18 protein-coding genes are annotated in these 15,435 nt (G+C 70.2%); 11 read left to right on the forward strand and 7 right to left on the reverse strand.

The features are described from left to right. Positions 1-188 precede the first annotated feature (188 nt). From fabG to ACZ7M2_RS36610, 5 genes are all read left to right on the forward strand, one after another. A complete protein-coding gene (gene fabG / locus ACZ7M2_RS36590; protein WP_352051825.1) occupies positions 189-950 on the forward strand; it encodes a 3-oxoacyl-ACP reductase FabG in 762 nt (253 codons plus the stop codon). Between the two features lie 16 nt (positions 951-966). Then, positions 967-1,728: an SDR family oxidoreductase gene (locus tag ACZ7M2_RS36595; RefSeq protein ID WP_352051826.1), complete on the forward strand. Its 762-nt coding sequence runs from the start codon at positions 967-969 to the stop codon at positions 1,726-1,728. Between the two features lie 209 nt (positions 1,729-1,937). Then, on the forward strand, positions 1,938-3,518 hold the full coding sequence (locus tag ACZ7M2_RS36600) for an ABC transporter substrate-binding protein (protein ID WP_471598949.1): 1,581 nt from the start codon (positions 1,938-1,940) through the stop codon (positions 3,516-3,518). Positions 3,519-3,631: 113 nt separating this feature from the next. Continuing rightward, positions 3,632-4,315: a uracil-DNA glycosylase gene (locus ACZ7M2_RS36605; protein ID WP_471598950.1), complete on the forward strand. Its 684-nt coding sequence runs from the start codon at positions 3,632-3,634 to the stop codon at positions 4,313-4,315. A 151-nt stretch (positions 4,316-4,466) separates the two neighbouring features. Further along, positions 4,467-5,066 carry a hypothetical protein gene (locus ACZ7M2_RS36610; RefSeq protein WP_471598951.1) on the forward strand — a complete coding sequence of 200 codons (600 nt, stop codon included), beginning with the start codon at positions 4,467-4,469 and terminating at the stop codon, positions 5,064-5,066. Between the two features lie 22 nt (positions 5,067-5,088). Here ACZ7M2_RS36610 and ACZ7M2_RS36615 read toward each other — a convergent pair whose 3' ends face one another. Together ACZ7M2_RS36615 and ACZ7M2_RS36620 are read right to left on the reverse strand one after the other, a co-directional pair. Continuing rightward, a complete protein-coding gene (locus tag ACZ7M2_RS36615) occupies positions 5,089-5,571 on the reverse strand; it encodes a hypothetical protein (protein WP_471598952.1) in 483 nt (160 codons plus the stop codon). 131 nt (positions 5,572-5,702) lie between these two features. Beyond that, positions 5,703-6,215: a DinB family protein gene (locus ACZ7M2_RS36620; protein WP_471598953.1), complete on the reverse strand. Its 513-nt coding sequence runs from the start codon at positions 6,213-6,215 to the stop codon at positions 5,703-5,705. 197 nt (positions 6,216-6,412) lie between these two features. Here ACZ7M2_RS36620 and ACZ7M2_RS36625 point away from each other — a divergent pair, with 197 nt between their 5' ends. Further along, positions 6,413-7,324: a Gfo/Idh/MocA family protein gene (locus ACZ7M2_RS36625; protein ID WP_471598954.1), complete on the forward strand. Its 912-nt coding sequence runs from the start codon at positions 6,413-6,415 to the stop codon at positions 7,322-7,324. Here ACZ7M2_RS36625 and lnt read toward each other — a convergent pair. Next, positions 7,242-8,852 (reverse strand): apolipoprotein N-acyltransferase, encoded by a 1,611-nt coding sequence (gene lnt / locus ACZ7M2_RS36630; RefSeq protein ID WP_471598955.1) that lies wholly within the window; start codon positions 8,850-8,852, stop codon positions 7,242-7,244. The two genes, ACZ7M2_RS36625 and lnt, sit on opposite strands and share 83 nt — an antisense overlap. A 127-nt stretch (positions 8,853-8,979) precedes the next feature. After that, complete coding sequence (locus tag ACZ7M2_RS36635; protein ID WP_388557996.1) at positions 8,980-9,465, reverse strand: nuclear transport factor 2 family protein; 486 nt, start codon at positions 9,463-9,465, stop codon at positions 8,980-8,982. Between the two features lie 116 nt (positions 9,466-9,581). Here ACZ7M2_RS36635 and ACZ7M2_RS36640 point away from each other — a divergent pair, with 116 nt between their 5' ends. The 4 genes from ACZ7M2_RS36640 to ACZ7M2_RS36655 all read left to right on the forward strand — a co-directional run bounded on the left by ACZ7M2_RS36640 (position 9,582) and on the right by ACZ7M2_RS36655 (position 12,908). Next, positions 9,582-10,583: an LLM class flavin-dependent oxidoreductase gene (locus tag ACZ7M2_RS36640; protein WP_471598956.1), complete on the forward strand. Its 1,002-nt coding sequence runs from the start codon at positions 9,582-9,584 to the stop codon at positions 10,581-10,583. Between the two features lie 3 nt (positions 10,584-10,586). Next, positions 10,587-11,288, forward strand: coding sequence for a maltokinase N-terminal cap-like domain-containing protein (locus ACZ7M2_RS36645; RefSeq protein WP_471598957.1), 702 nt, complete (start codon positions 10,587-10,589; stop codon positions 11,286-11,288). 201 nt (positions 11,289-11,489) lie between these two features. Then, positions 11,490-12,035, forward strand: a complete 546-nt coding sequence (locus ACZ7M2_RS36650; RefSeq protein WP_471598958.1) for a hypothetical protein — start codon at positions 11,490-11,492, stop codon at positions 12,033-12,035. A gap of 132 nt (positions 12,036-12,167) precedes the next feature. Further along, a complete protein-coding gene (locus ACZ7M2_RS36655; RefSeq protein WP_471598959.1) occupies positions 12,168-12,908 on the forward strand; it encodes an SDR family NAD(P)-dependent oxidoreductase in 741 nt (246 codons plus the stop codon). A 60-nt stretch (positions 12,909-12,968) separates the two neighbouring features. On the opposite strand, the gene ACZ7M2_RS36660 is transcribed toward ACZ7M2_RS36655, so the two are convergent. Together ACZ7M2_RS36660 and ACZ7M2_RS36665 are read right to left on the reverse strand one after the other, a co-directional pair. Beyond that, the gene (locus ACZ7M2_RS36660) at positions 12,969-13,148 is read right to left on the reverse strand and encodes a hypothetical protein (RefSeq protein ID WP_075032584.1); all 180 of its coding nucleotides are present in this window, start codon (positions 13,146-13,148) and stop codon (positions 12,969-12,971) included. A 161-nt stretch (positions 13,149-13,309) separates the two neighbouring features. Next, positions 13,310-13,801 carry a winged helix-turn-helix transcriptional regulator gene (locus ACZ7M2_RS36665; protein WP_471598960.1) on the reverse strand — a complete coding sequence of 164 codons (492 nt, stop codon included), beginning with the start codon at positions 13,799-13,801 and terminating at the stop codon, positions 13,310-13,312. Between the two features lie 74 nt (positions 13,802-13,875). On the opposite strand from ACZ7M2_RS36665, the gene ACZ7M2_RS36670 reads away from it, so the two are divergent. Beyond that, on the forward strand, positions 13,876-14,439 hold the full coding sequence (locus tag ACZ7M2_RS36670) for a carboxymuconolactone decarboxylase family protein (RefSeq protein WP_471598961.1): 564 nt from the start codon (positions 13,876-13,878) through the stop codon (positions 14,437-14,439). Between the two features lie 89 nt (positions 14,440-14,528). Here the strand turns inward: ACZ7M2_RS36670 and ACZ7M2_RS36675 are convergent, their stop codons facing one another. Beyond that, positions 14,529-15,404, reverse strand: a complete 876-nt coding sequence (locus tag ACZ7M2_RS36675; RefSeq protein ID WP_352051839.1) for an undecaprenyl-diphosphate phosphatase — start codon at positions 15,402-15,404, stop codon at positions 14,529-14,531. Between the last annotated feature and the right edge of the window lie 31 nt (positions 15,405-15,435).

Below are 15,435 nucleotides of genomic sequence, written 5' to 3' on the forward strand. Positions count from 1 at the left end.
GGATCACACCCGCGTGGTGTGCCGTTGACACCGGGTGCCAGGGCTTCTAGCGTCACGTCTACTGAAGGTACTAAGCGGTCGCTCACCGGATGGGCGTACCGTGTGAGCCGCAGGACATTCCAGCGCAGGACATTCCACCGCAGGGCATTTCAAGCCGCAGGGCTTTTCAAGGGCGAGGAGAACCAGCAATGTCCACCACTGAGCAGCGTGTCGCCGTAGTCACCGGTGCCGCGCGCGGCATCGGCGCCGCGACCGCCGTACGACTGGCCGCCGAGGGCCGCGCCGTCGCGGTCATCGACCTCGACGAGGCCGCGTGCAAGGACACCGTCGAGAAGATCACCGCCGCCGGTGGCAAGGCCCTCGCGGTCGGCTGCGACGTCTCCGACGAGGCCCAGGTCGAGGCCGCGATCGCGCGGATCGCCGAGGAGCTCGGTGCGCCGACCGTCCTGGTGAACAACGCGGGCGTGCTCCGCGACAACCTGCTGTTCAAGATGGCCGCGTCCGACTGGGACACGGTCATGAACGTGCACCTGCGTGGCGCCTTCCTGATGGCCAAGGCCTGCCAGAAGTACATGGTGGACGCCAAGTTCGGCCGGATCGTCAACCTGTCGTCGTCCTCGGCGCTCGGCAACCGCGGCCAGGCCAACTACTCTGCCGCCAAGGCCGGTCTCCAGGGCCTCACCAAGACCCTCGCCATCGAGCTCGGCAAGTTCGGCGTCACCGCCAACGCCGTCGCGCCCGGCTTCATCGCCACCGACATGACGGCGGCCACCGCCGAGCGCGTCGGCATGGGCTTCGAGGACTTCCAGGCCGCGGCCGCCACCCAGATCCCCGTGCAGCGCGTCGGCAACCCCGACGACATCGCCAACGCGATCGCCTTCTTCACCGGCGAGGCCGCCGGATTCGTCTCCGGCCAGGTCCTGTACGTGGCCGGCGGACCGCTCAACTGACGCCGGAGGGCACGACATGACCACACTCCCCGAACTCTCCGGCAAGGTCGCGCTCATCACGGGCGCGAGCCGCGGCATCGGCTACGGCGTCGCGGAGGCCCTCGTCGCGCGCGGTGACCGCGTGTGCATCACGGGCCGCAACGAGGACGCCCTGAAGGAGGCCGTCGAGGCACTCGGTGCCGACCGCGTCATCGGCGTCGCCGGCAAGGCGCACGACCTGGCCCACCAGGCCACCGTCGTCGAGCGCACCATGGAGGCCTTCGGCCGCGTCGACTACCTGGTCAACAACGCGGGTACGAACCCCGTGTTCGGCCCGATGGCCGACCTGGACCTGGACGTGGCACGCAAGGTCTTCGAGACCAACGTCGTCTCGGCGCTCGGCTTCGCCCAGCTGACCTGGAAGGCTTGGCAGAGCGAGAACGGCGGCGCGATCGTCAACATCGCGTCCGTCGCCGGCATCGCCCCCTCGCCCTTCATCGGCGCGTACGGCATGAGCAAGGCCGCCATGATCAACCTGACCGTGCAGCTGGCGCACGAGTTCGCGCCCAAGGTGCGGGTCAACGCGATCGCGCCCGCCGTCGTCAAGACCAAGTTCGCGCAGGCCCTGTACGAAGGCCGGGAGGCGGAGGCGGCCGCGTCCTACCCGCTCGGCCGACTCGGTGTGCCCTCCGACATCGGAGGCGCCGCCGCGTTCCTCACCTCGTCGCAGTCGGACTGGATCACCGGTCAGACGCTCGTCGTCGACGGCGGCATCTTCCTGAACGCCGGAGTGGGCTGACCGGAGGCCCGAGACGGGACGAACGGAGCATCGACGCGGGCGCTGATGGACGAAATCGGCGCTCGCGTCGACGTATGAAGACGTACAGCCAAATGACAACGTAGTCACAAACGCGCTGATCAAGTGCCCTGCCAGGAACACGGATCCACCGGTGTGGCGCTGCGGTATGGTCTGCCGACCCTTGGTACGGCAGATCGAGGAGCGTGCGCGTGTTCAACCGGTACCCATGCCTGCGGCACCTGGCGGCGGTCACGTCCATCACCCTGGTGGCCGGGTGCGGCGTCCTGTCCTCGGCGTCGTCCGACGACAAGGGACCGATCGTCGTGGGCACCACCAGTGCCCCGAGCACGCTGGATCCGGCCGCCTCTTGGGACGGCTCCTGGGAGCTGTTCCGCAACATCTACCAGACGCTGCTGAGCTACCCCTCCGGGGCCACCACGCCCGAGCCGGACGCCGCCCAGAGCTGTGGGTTCGCGGACACCTCGAACCTCGTGTACCACTGCAAGCTGCGCGCCGACATGAAGTTCTCCGACGGCGACACCCTGGACGCCCAGGCCGTCAAGTACTCGATCGACCGGATCAAGAAGATCAACCTGCCCAGCGGCCCCGCCGGTCTCCTCGGCAGCCTCGACCGGATCCAGGTACTGAACGCGCGTGAACTCGTCTTCCACCTGAACAAATCGGACGCGACCTTCCCGTTCGTCCTCGCCACCCCGGCCATGTCGATCGTCGACCCCGACGACTACCCCGCGCACTCGCTGCGCAAGGACGGCAAGGTCGTCGGGTCCGGGCCGTACAACCTGCGCTCCTACGAGGACGGCAAGCAGGCCGAACTCGTCAGGAACGACCACTACAAGGGCTTCGCCGAGCTCAAGAACGACGCGGTCACGATCCGCTACTTCCAGGACTCGGGGCAGATGGTCGACGCCCTCAAGGACAAGAAGATCGACGTCACGTTCCGCGGCCTGGCCTCCAAGGACATCGTCTCGCTCCGGAGCAAGGGAGCGGACAACGGCCTTCAGCTCGTCGAGGGCGCGGGCATGGAGATCAGCTACCTGGTGTTCAACCCGAAGGATCCGTGGGCCAAGAAGCTCGCGGTGCGCAAGGCGGTCGCCCAGGTCATCGATCGCGCGGCGATCGCACACACGGTCTACAAGGACACGGTCGACCCGCTGTACTCCATGGTCCCCGCGGGCCTGACCGGTCACACCACGGGCTTCTTCGACGACTACGGAGACCCCAGTTCGTCCAAGGCCCGGCAGATCCTCTCGGAGGCGGGCATCACCGAGCGCGTCCCCCTCACCCTCTGGTACACCACGGACCGCTACGGCTCCGAGACCGCCCCGGAGTTCCAGGAGATCAAGAGGCAGCTCGAGGGCTCCGGTCTGTTCCGCGTGTCGCTCAACGGGCGCCCCTGGAAGACGTACGAGGAGGGCTACCGCAAGGGCGAGTACCCGGTGTTCGGACGCGGCTGGTTCCCGGACTTCCCGGATGCCGAGAACTTCATCGCGCCCTTCGTGGGCCTGCAGAACGCGCTCGGCACGCCCTATCCGGCGCCCCGGATCACCGACACTCTGCTGCCCGCCTCGCGCCGCGAAAGCGACCGTGGAGCGGTGGTCAAGGAGTTCGAGGCGGCCCAGCAGATCCTCGTCGACGACGCACGGCTGCTGCCGCTGTGGCAGGGCAAGCAGTTCGTGGCGGCGAGCGAGGAGATCTCGGGCGGGGAACAGGCCCTGGACCCGTCGACGATCATGATGATGTGGGAGCTGCACCGCAAGACCAGCTGGTAGGTCACGGGCAGGACCCGGCGGGTGGCGTGGTCCTCCGGGGTGCGGGGCCGATTGTCAGTGGTCGCCTGTAGGTTCTGAGACCTGGAAGTGACCGCACATCGGAGGAACTTGACGTGACCGACACCGCCATGCTGCCCGAGTCCTGGCGCGGCGTCCTGGGTGACGAACTGCAGCAGCCCTACTTCAAGGAACTCACCGAGTTCGTCGAGGAGGAGCGTGCGGGCGGTCCCGTCTACCCTCCGCGCGAGGAGGTCTTCGCGGCGCTGGAGGCGACTCCGTACGAGCGGGTGAAGGTGCTGATCCTCGGCCAGGACCCGTACCACGGCGAGGGCCAGGGCCACGGCCTGTGCTTCTCGGTCCGCCCGGGAGTGAAGACCCCGCCCTCGCTGCGCAACATCTACAAGGAGATGAAGGAGGAGCTGGGCACCCCGATCCCGGACAACGGCTATCTGATGCCGTGGGCCGAGCAGGGCGTCCTGCTGCTGAACGCGGTGCTGACCGTGCGCTCCGGTGAGGCCAACTCGCACAAGGGCAAGGGCTGGGAGAAGTTCACGGACGCGGTGATCCGTGCCGTGGCCGACCGGCCCGACCCGGCGGTCTTCGTCCTGTGGGGGAACTACGCGCAGAAGAAGCTCCCGCTCATCGACGAGAAGCGGCACATCGTGGTGAAGGGCGCGCACCCGTCGCCGCTCTCCGCGAAGAAGTTCTTCGGCTCCCGCCCCTTCACGCAGATCAACGAGGCGGTTGCCGGGCAGGGCCACGAGGCGATCGACTGGCGGATTCCGGACCTCGGCTGATCTGGGACCGGACCGGAAAGCGGTCGGGCCGGGTGGGGCGTACGGTCCGGCCGTCACCGGGGCGGCTCAGTGGTGTCCGGGGGCGCCTGAGCGTCATTGTCAGTGTGTCCGGTTAGCGTCGGAAGGGACAGCGACGAGCCTGGAGGACGCGGTGGCGGAGCAACAGGAGCAGGCGGCGCCGGACGCCATGATGACCCGGATCGGTCAGGTCGTCATGCTGCACCACGGTGGCGACCGTGAGGAGGCTCGGGGGCGTTTCCTGGACCTGTGGGGGGAGATCGGCGAGGACGGCGACCCCCTGCACCGCTGCACCCTGGCGCACTACCTGGCGGACACGCAGGACGACCCCGCGGACGAACTGTCCTGGGACCTGCGGGCGTTGTCGGCCGCCGAGGAACTCACCGACGGCGACGTCGCCGAGCGCCACCGGTCGCTCGCGGCGCGCGCGTTCTATCCGTCGCTGCATCTGAATCTGGCGGCCGACTATGTGAAACTCGGCCGCTCCGAAGCCGCCCGCAGCCATCTGCGCCGCGCCCGAGGCGCCGCCGGAGCCCTCGGGAACGACCGTTACGGCGACGGCGTACGCGCGGCGATCGGCCGCCTGGAGCTGAGACTCGACGGGGCGGGCCCGTCGCACGGAGGGCCGGGGGAGGACCCCGGCGCCGTCGAGCGGCCCGGCGCCGTCGAGCGGCCCGGTCCCTTCGGCGGGTCCGGAGGGGAGACCCTGGGGCCGCCGAGGCAGTGCCCCTAGAGCATGCGGACACCGGCCGTGGTCAATGCCCGTACGACCCCTTGCAGATGACCGCCTCCGGGCTGTCCGCCTTCCAGCCTCCGTACTTCCGGCCGAGGGCACACACGTCCGTGCTGTTCGGCTGCTCGGAGGCGACGGGCGGGACATCGGTGCGGGGCGCGGGCCCAGAGGGCGCTGGGTGGGGGTGAGGCCCTGGGCGTGGGTGATGGGCGGCGCCCGGGTGGCGCGCAGGGGCCTGCGGGGCGGCGGGCGCCGGGACGGGTCCATGGTGCGGCGCCGGAGCGCTCGGTGACGGCTTCCGGGACGGCCCGATGAGTTCCAGTGCCTCGCGCGCCGGTGCCTGCACGACCTGCGGCCCGGCCTTGCCGTCGGGACGCGGCGGCGACGGCCGGGACGGCGCGGTCGGCAGGGTGGGAGCGGGCGGTCGCTGGACGGTCACACAGCCGCAGAGCGCGGCGGTGGCCACGGTGACCAGGAGCGTAGCGGCGGTCGTCGTTCGATGCACCCGCTCAACTCTGCTGCGTCCGGCCCGCTTTGGGGAGCTGACAAGCGGAGGTTGCCCCACACGGGTGATCCTTCCGCCCCTGCGGAGGGCGCCGGTGTCCGCAGGGTGACCCGACGCCGAATCACCCTGCCTCACTCACCCGTGACGCCGTCGATCCGCTCCCGGATCAGATCCGCGTGACCGTTGTGACGCGCGTACTCCTCGATCATGTGGGTGTAGATCCACCGCAGGTTGATGGGGTCCTCGGTGAACTTGCTCTTGCCCTCGCAGGCGTCGTCCAGCGCGAAACGAGCCGCGTTGCGCCGGGCGATCCCGATCTCGGCCTGCCAGGTGGCGTACGCCTCGTCCCAGGTGTCCGCGTCCGTGAGATGGAACTCTCCGTCCCGGTCCTCCTCGCTGTAGTAGATCGGCCCCGGATCGTCGCCCACCAGAACCTTGCGGAACCAGCCGCGCTCCACGTCCGCCATGTGCCGCACCAGACCGAGCAGGGACAACTCGGAGGGTTCGACCGAGGCGGTCTTGAGCTGGGCGTCGTCGAGGCCCGCGCACTTCATCTCCAGGGTCTCGCGGTGGTAGTCGAGCCAGCCCTCCAGCATGGACCGTTCGTCGGCGTTGGTTGCGGGTTCGGTGCGCTGCTTCGTCATGCCCGTATTTTCGTCCAGCGCACGGTCGTTCACCAGGGATTTTCCTACTCCCGACGGTCGCCGAGCCCCTGCCCGCCTGCCACTGCGGCGCCGGGTCACGCTCTTCCCGCGGAGCTTCGACGGCATCGTCGGCCGGCGGCCGCCGCAGCGGCCGTATGCTTCCGGCGAGGCCCGCGTCGTCACTGAAGGAGACCCCCGTGAAGGTCGGTTGCATCGGACTCGGCGACATCGCGCAGAAGGCGTACCTGCCGGTGCTCGCTGTCCAGCCGGGGGTCGAGCTGCATCTGCAGACGCGGACGCCCGCGACCCTGGCCCGGGTCGGCGACAGCCTCCACCTGCCGTCGGAGCAGCGGCACACCGACCTGTCGGATCTGCTGGCGCAGAACCTCGACGCGGCTTTCGTGCACGCGGCCACCGTCGCGCACCCCGAGATCGTGACGCGGCTGCTGGAAGCGGGCGTGCCGACCTTCGTCGACAAGCCGCTCGCGTACGAACTCGCCGACTCCGAGCGTCTGGTGCGGCTCGCGGAGGAGCGGAACCTCAGCCTCGCCGTCGGCTTCAACCGGCGTCACGCGCCCGGGTACACGCAGTGCGCCGATCACCCCCGCGACCTGATCCTGATGCAGAAGAACCGCATAGGGCTGCCCGAGGACGTGCGCACGATGGTCCTCGACGACTTCATCCACGTCGTGGACACCCTGCGGTTCCTGGCGCCGGGGCCGATCGACGACGTGACCGTGCGGGCCCGGGCCGAGGGCGGCCTGGTCCACCATGTCGTGCTGCAACTCGCCGGGGACGGCTTCACGGCGCTCGGCGTGATGAACCGGCTGAGCGGCTCGACGGAGGAGGTCCTCGAGGTCTCGGGGCAGGACACCAAGCGTCAGGTGGTCAACCTCGCGGAGGTCATCGACCACAAGGGGCAGCCTTCGGTGCGGCGGCGCGGGGACTGGGTGCCGGTGGCCCGGCAGCGCGGCATCGAGCAGGGCGTGCTCGCCTTCCTCGACGCGGTGCGCGCCGGCAAGGTACTCAGCGCCCGTGACGCGCTGGCGACTCATGAACTGTGCGAGCGGGTGGTACGAGCGGTTCAGGAGCGGTCCGCCGGGGCCTGAACGCCCGGAAGCCCTCCGTCGCGCACAGTCCCGCCAGGATCAGCAGCGCCGCGTGCACCGGCCAGTCGCCGAACCGGACGTACGGGGTGACACCGCGCGCGAGCGGTACGTCGTACACCACTGCCGCGCTCGCGTCCGTGCCGAGCCAGGAGCCGATCCGCTCGCCGCTCGGGCCGTAGACGGCGGAGACGCCGGTCAGCGTGGCGTGCACCATCGGGCGGCCGGTCTCGGCGGCCCTCAGCGCGGCGAGCGAGGCGTGCTGCTCGGGGGCCCAGCTGTGCTGGAAGGTCGAGGTCGAGGACTGTGCGAGGAGCACTCCGGCGCCGTCCTGGGCGAGATGGCGGCTCATGTCGGGGAAGGCGGTCTCGAAGCAGACCAGCGGGCCGACACGCAGTCCGTGCCCGACGTTCATCACGACCTGCTCGGTGCCCTTCCTGCGGTCCTCGCCCGCCGCCTTCCCGACCGAGGTCGCCCAGCCGAGGAGGGAACGCGCGGGTATGTACTCGCCGAAGGGGACGAGCCGCATCTTGTCGTAGCGGTCGCCGGTCGGACCCTGCGGTCCCACCAGGACCGAACTCTTGTAGATCCCGGGCCGGTCGGAGCGGTGCGCGTCGACGTTCACCATGATGTCGGCGCCGGTCAGCCGGGACAGCGCGGTGAGCCGCTTCGCCAGGTCGGGGCGGTCCGCGAGGTCGAAGCCGACGCTGCTCTCACCCCAGACGACGAGGTCGGGATCCTGCCCGGCGAGGGTGCGGGTGAGGGCCTCCTCGCGTGAGAAACGCGCCTCGGCACTGTCCGCGCCGCCGATCACCCCGGGCTGTACGACGGCGATCCGGACCTGCCCCGTCACGTCCGGGCGCGGCGACCACACCCAGGTCGCCGAGGTCACGGCGGCCGTCGCGACCAGTCCGGCGACGGCGGGCACACGGGACTCACGCACCGCGACCAGTACCGCGACCGCCACATTGACGGCGACCACCAGGAAGCTGACCAGCCACACCCCGCCGACCGACGCGAGCCGCAGCGCGGGCCCGACCTGCCACTGGCTCGACCCGAGCAGTCCCCAGGGCCCGCCGAGACCCTGCCAGGACCGGACGAGTTCGACCATCAGCCACCCCGACGGCAGGACGAGGAGCGCGGCCCCGACCCGCCCCGCCGAGGGCACCCCGCCGAGGAACCGCCGGACGAGCCAGCCCCAGGGCGCCCACAGCGCGCCGAGCAGTGCCGCTATGACGACCGTGAATACATTCAGACTCGGCAGCAGCCAGTGGTGCACGGCCAGCATGAAACCCAGCCCGCCGAACCAGCCGTCGTAGGCGGCCCGCCTGCCCGTCGGGGCCGCGCGGGCCAGCAGGATCCAGGGCACCAGGGCGACGTACGCGAACCACCACCACGAAGGGGCGGGGAAGGCGAGCATCGGCAGCGCGCCGGCCAGTACGGCGACGATCGCGCGCCGCCACGGGGAGGCGAGCCACAGATCGGGTCCACTGCCCAACCAACGCTCGGGCCAACGCTCGGGCCGCTTCATACAGGGCCTCCCTCCCCGGGGGATGCCTCCAGTGTGCGCGTCGGCGACGATCTCCGACAGAGGGCATCCCGTCAGGGCTTTCCGGTCAGAGGGCGTTACTCGGGCGGCTTGCGGTCGGCGCGTCCGGTCAGGTGGCGGCGGGTTCCCGGCCCGGCTGCGGCGCGCGGCGCCATTTCTCCTGGACGACGACCTCGCGCAGGCGCCAGCCCAGGTCCGTACGCACCAGTCCGAAGGCGTACCGGCCGCCGCACACGAAGTCGGGCGCGGTGGACCCGCCGTCGTGGCCCGCGAACCGCATCGGATTGATGTAGTCCGCCTGGACCCGGGCCGTGTCCCCCGTGTCCTGGTCCAGCGACCCGAACCGCAGCCGCCGGTTCACGATCAGATGCTGGCGCATGGGGAAGAGTTCCATGCTCTGCGCGAGCCATCCCGCGACCTCGTCGGCGCCGCCCTCGATGCCGCCGGCCGAGCGGTAGTCGGCGCGTCCGTCCGGTGCGAACAGCCTCCGGTACGCCTCCCAGTCGCCGTCGTCGACGGCCACCGCGTACTCGGTGACGAGTCCGTCCACGGCGAATCGGTCCATCACGGTCGCGAGCTCCACACGCTGCGTCATCGGCTCAGTGTTGGCCACGAGGGGTGCGCAGCCAAGGGGCGTGCGCCAACAGGCGCATAACTCCGCCTCGCCAGCAACGGGAGTTGGTGCGGATGGGCGATTTCTATACTGATCGGATGATCACTGTACCGCTCAGCGCGCTCGAAGTGGCCATGGTCCAGACGGGCACCCGAGCCGCAGACACGTTACGAGACACCACCGAGTTCGTCCGGCGCCTGGAAGACCTCGGGTACCTGCGACTCTGGTACGCCGAGCATCACCACTCCCCGGCCATCGGAGCGTTCCCGCCCGTCGTCCTGACCGCCCACGCGGCCGCGTCGACGTCGTCCATCCGTCTCGGCTCGGGGGGCGTTCTCGCTCCGAACCACGCCCCGATCATGCTCGCGGAGCAATTCGGCACGCTGTCCGCACTGCACGCGGGCCGGATCGACCTGGGCATCGGCCGAGGCCCGGGTACCTTCGATGATTCCACGGCGCGGGCCCTGCGCCGCGGGGCCGGTCCGACAACGGACGACGAGTACCACGACGACGTGTCGTCGACTCTGCGTTTCCTGGTGGAGGAAGTCGCGCTCAGCCCGCTCCCGGAGCCATGGCTGCTGTCCTCGAGCACGGCCGGCGCCGCGCTCGCCGCGGAACTCGGGCTGCCGATCGCCTTCGCCCATCACATTCGTCCCGACCACACCCTGGCCGCGCTGAGCCACTATCGCGAGCGTTTCTCCCCCTCCCGCTGGTGCGCTCGCCCGCGCGTGCTGATCTGCGTGGAAACGGTATGCGCCGCGACCGATGAGGAGGCGGCCCGGCTGGCGGGCCCGATGGATGTCGTCAAGGCCGGACTCCTCAAGGGGCGAGGCGACATTCCCTTCCCCACGCCCGAAGAAGCAGCGGCCCACTCGTTCACCGCGCAAGAAGCGCGGGTGCTGACGAGCTTCCGTGCTCATCAGGCACACGGCTCACCCGAGACCGTCGCGAAGCACCTGAAGGACCTGGCGGACCTGACGGGTGCGGACGAACTCATGCTGGTGACGCCCGTCTACGCGTTGGCCGACCGACTGAGGTCGTACGAACTCGTCAAGCAGCACGTCATGGAGGAACCTCATGCCGACGGGCGACGTTCATGAAGTATGGCTGTGATCTACAAGACCACGATGACGCCCAGCAAGCTGGAGCTCCTCGCCGCCTGGCTTCCCAGGCAGCCGTGGTACATCGGCACGGCGAGTGAGCCGCACCTGACCAAGGCCGGTGGTTTTCGGCTCGATGATCCCCAAGGGGAGGTGGGAATCGAGTTCATGGCGGTCACGGACAACTCCGGCGAGCGACCGCGCTCCTACCACGTGCCGCTCAGCTACCGCGGGGCGCCGCTCGGCGGAGCCGATCGGGCGCTCATCGGCACGTCCGAGCACGGGGTGTTGGGACGGCGGTGGGTGTACGACGGGACCCATGACCCGGTCCTCGTCGCTCAACTGCTCGATCTCCTCCAGGGCCGCGCCGAGCCGCAGGCGCAGAGCGAGACCGACACTCCCGCCCCCTCCGTCGCGAGTCACTTCACTGGAGTCGGCTTCTCCACCGTGATCGCGTCGACAGCCGTCGACGACCGGCAGCACGGCACCGCCATCGTGGTGGAAACCAAGGAAGAAGCCGGGCCGCACCGTCAGCCGGCGGGCGCCGTGACCATCGACGTGACGCGTGTCCTCCGGTCCGACGCACAGGCTGCCCATTCCCCCGCGGCCAGGTCGGCCCGAGGACATGTCGTCGCCGACTGGCGCGCGAAGAACGGGGACGAGAGCCGCGGCCTGTTCGTCGTCCTGCGCGACACGACGCGTTGACCGGACTCCCGTACGCCGACGTAGTCCCCTCTCCCACCCGGAGTGGTCGGTCGAACGCGATGCTCGCAGCTCGGCCGGTCTTCGGCCAAGTGGTGGTCAAGACCGCGCATTCTCGAACTCTCGCGTATTGACCTCGCGTTCCGCCCGGAGTTGGATCTTGCCTGCCCGTGGGGGCGTCCGGGTGGTGAGAGGGGTACGACGGTGGCCGGTGACGCGCGCGACGGGCTGATACGCGTGGTGTACGTGGAGCGGATCTCCGCGCTGATGATGGCCGCGGGCGCGGTGCTGTCCGAAGCGGTGCTGCTTGCCGTGGTCGGCACGGCTCAGGACCGCGCGCCGCTGATGGTGGGAGCGACAGCGATCGTTTTCGTGTCCGTGGTGCTGCTGCCGATGTGTCTTCGTCTCCCCTCCCGGCTGCGCCGCACCTACGACGATGCCGTGCCGATCGAGAGCGTCGCCGCACCGCGCGACGGGCAGGACGCGGTGCGGCGGCTGTCTCTGCGGCGCACGGCGGGATTCGCGGGTGTCATGGCTTGCTGGTTGCTGTTCATCGGCCTGGTGTCCCATCAAGTGCTGCCGCCGATCATGCTGGTCACCTTTGCCCTGGCCCAGTGGGCGCGGTCCCGGGCGACCGCGGGCTGGGAGCGCGCGCACGAGGCCGTGCTGTGGCAGGGCGTCCCCGGGCTGCGGGGGCTCCGAGGCTGTGTGTTCCGCGTGCCCTACGTCGCCGCGGACCCCGCCGCCTAGGACGTGTCCATGATGGCGTGTTGGCGCACCCCCACCCCTTGCCCGGAGGCGCGTCCCCGATCGTAGAGTGATCGAAGACGAGTATGGGCTCGCTACCGACCCGGGTTGCCCGTTCGCCACCAGGAGGCACGTATGACACGCCATGTCACTGTCGTCACGGGTGGCAGCCGGGGGATCGGTGCCGCGACGTGCGCGCGTCTCGCGGCGGACGGACACGACGTGGCGGTGGGGTACGTGCGCGACGGCGCCGCCGCGGAGTGGACCGCGAGCGCCGTCCGCGCGGCGGGGGCCCGCTGCGTGACGGTACGCGTGGACACCTCCGACGAGGACGACGTCGATCGGCTCTTCGACACGGCTGCGGACCGGCTCGGGCCGGTGACGGGATTGGTGAACAACGCCGGTGTGACCGGTACGCTCGGCAGGCTCGCGGACACCGACCCCGCCGATCTACGCCGTGTGGTGGACGTCAACCTGCTGGGCACGCTGCTGTGTTCGCGGCGGGCCGCCCGGTCCATGGCGGCCTGGGGGAGCGGCGTCATCGTCAATGTGTCCTCGGCGGCGGCCACACTCGGCAGCCCCGGTGAGTTCGTCCACTACGCGGCCACCAAGGCCGCCGTCGACGCCCTGACGGTGGGCCTCGCCAAGGAACTCGGCCCGGACGGCATCCGCGTCAACGCGGTCGCACCCGGCATGATCGCCACGGAGATGCACGCGAGCAGCGGAGATCCGGGCCGCGCCGAGCGTGCCGCCTCGTCGATTCCGCTGCGCCGCGTCGGTCAGGCGGAGGAAGTCGCCGCGGCCATCGCGTGGTTGATGTCGCCCGATGCCTCGTACGCGACGGGGGCGGTGTTGCGGGTGTCCGGGGGACGGTGAGCCCCGACCGGGGTGCCGGTCACCGGCCCTTGGAGTTCGTGCGGGTCCCCAGGCCCGATCTCACGCGGCCTCGACAACCTCTCCGCGTATCGCTTCCGCCCACTTCACGACCAGCAGCTCGTACTCCGCGCGCTCCTGGGCGGAGAGGGAGCCGCCCGCGCGCATCCACAAGGCGCGGATCTGCTCGTTCAGCGCCGCAGCGGACCGCACGGAACCAGAGGACATTAAATCGGGGGACATGCGCACCAGCCTAGGGGCAAGGACTGACACTGCGCTACCGGGCGGCTACGCATCCCGTATGCGGTTCGTCACGGCCGACGCGGAGTGACGCGAACGGGCTCAGTCGGTCCGTACGACGGCACACCGGCCCCGGAGTCGAGCGCCCCGGAAGGCCTCGTCGATCACCGTCGTGCGGCCCAGGCGCGGGACCAGTCCAGCAGCGGCCCCATCGCGGTGACCAGGTCGTCGCCGAGCGCGGTGAGATGCCACGCCGACTGCGACGCCGTCGGTGTCGACGCGGCGATGCCCGCCTCGCGCAGTTCCGTGAGACGCGTGGACAGGACGCTGGACGACATGTCGTCGCAACGGCGCTGGAGGTCCCGGAAGCCGACCGGGGCGCCGTTGCGGTGCAGTTCCCAGATGACCCGCAGTGTCCAGCGCCGACCGAGCAGATCCAGCGCCGCCATGACGGGACGGCCGCCGGCCGAGCCGCGCACGGGGCGGCCGGGGGCGGGAGCGCTCGACGCGGGGCTGACGGGGGCGGGAGCGTCCGCGTCCTGATGGGGGTTGCCGGGAGCCGGGGCGCCCGTGCCCTCGAGAGGGCTGCCGGGGCCCGGACCGCCCCGCCGCGGAATGCCGGAAGGCGCATCGTTCGGCGTGGGTGTCGTGCCCAAGTGCCCACCTCTCACTGGGAGTCGGTCGCCTCCCACTCTTGCGCTTCGATTTCAGAAGCGCAAGGCTGCGAGCCATGAAGCAGCGCATCGACGGCGTCACGCCGCCCTACGAGCGCGCGTTGCACCGGTGGATGCCGCCCGGTGTCGCCCGTGATCCCCTGATGCTGTTCAAGGTGCTGGAGCGCCACCCGGAACTCGCCTCACGCATGCGGGCATTGGGCGCGGGCCTCCTCGTCCATGGCCGGCTGAGCGACGCCGACCGGGAACTCGTCATCGCCCGCGTCGCCGCCCGCTCCGGATGCGCGTACGAGTGGGGCGTCCACATGGCGACGTACGCCGAGGCGGCCGGACTCACCCCGCGGCAGGTGACGCTCACGGCGACGGGCGGACCCGGCCATCCAGCCTGGTCCGGCCGACAGGCGGCGCTGCTCCGTGCCGTCGACGAACTGCACGACACGGCCCAGGTGAGCGACGCGGCCTGGAGCGGACTGCGGGAGCACCTCGACGAGCCCGAAGTCCTCGAACTGCTGGTCCTCGCGGGCTGGTACCGCACGATCGCGTACGTCGCCAACGGCGCGCGGATCGAGCCGGAACCCTGGGCACTCGCCCTGCCGGGGACGGACGGCTCGGGCGCCTGAGGGGTGGTGAGCCGCTGGCGCCTGGCCGGTGGACCATGCCGCAGACCCGGGGTCCGGCACGCCCTTTGACCTGATCCGCCGGACCGGCCCTAGCCCGCGGACTCGGCCGCGTGGGGGCTCAGGCCGCCGGTCGAGACCAGCGCGATGATGACGATGCCGAGCGCGATCCGGTACCAGACGAACGGCATGAAGCTCTTGTGCGAGATGAACTTCATGAACCACGCGATGACGGCGTAACCGACCGCGAACGCGATCACCGTCGCGAAGATGGTCGGCCCCCACGCCACATGGCCGTTCGCGGTGGCGTCCTTGACCTCGAAGGCACCCGAGGCGAGCACGGCCGGCATGGCGAGGAGGAAGGAGTAGCGGGCCGCCGCGGCGCGGGTGTAGCCCATGAAGAGGCCGCCGCTGATGGTCGCGCCGGACCGGGAGACGCCGGGGATCAGGGCCATCGCCTGGCAGACGCCGTACAGCAGGCCGTCCTTGACGTTCAGGTCCTCGAGGGCCTTGCGCTGCTTGGGTGCCCGGTGCTTCCCGCCGGTCTCGTCACGCGCCGCGAGCCGGTCGGCGATGCCGATGACCACGCCCATGACAATGAGCATCGTCGCGGTGATCCGCAGATCGCGGAACGGGCCCTCGATCTGGTCCTTGAGTGTCAGGCCGAGCACGCCGATGGGTATGGAGCCGACGATGACCAGCCAGCCCATCTGGGCGTCGTGGTTCCGGCGCATCTCCTTGTTCGTGAGCGAGCGGAACCACGCCGCGAGGATCCGGCCGACATCCTTGCGGAAGTAGATCAGTACCGCCGCCTCCGTGCCGAGCTGGGTGATCGCGGTGAAGGCCGCTCCGGGGTCCTCCCAGCCGGAGAACGCCGCCGTCAGGCGCAGATGCGCACTGGAGGACACGGGAAGGAATTCGGTCAGCCCCTGGACGAGTCCGAGGATGAGGGATTCAAACCAAGACATGAAGTGAGGTGGTCCAAGCGCTGATCGGAAA

The organism is Streptomyces sp. NPDC111507 (assembly GCF_055638955.1).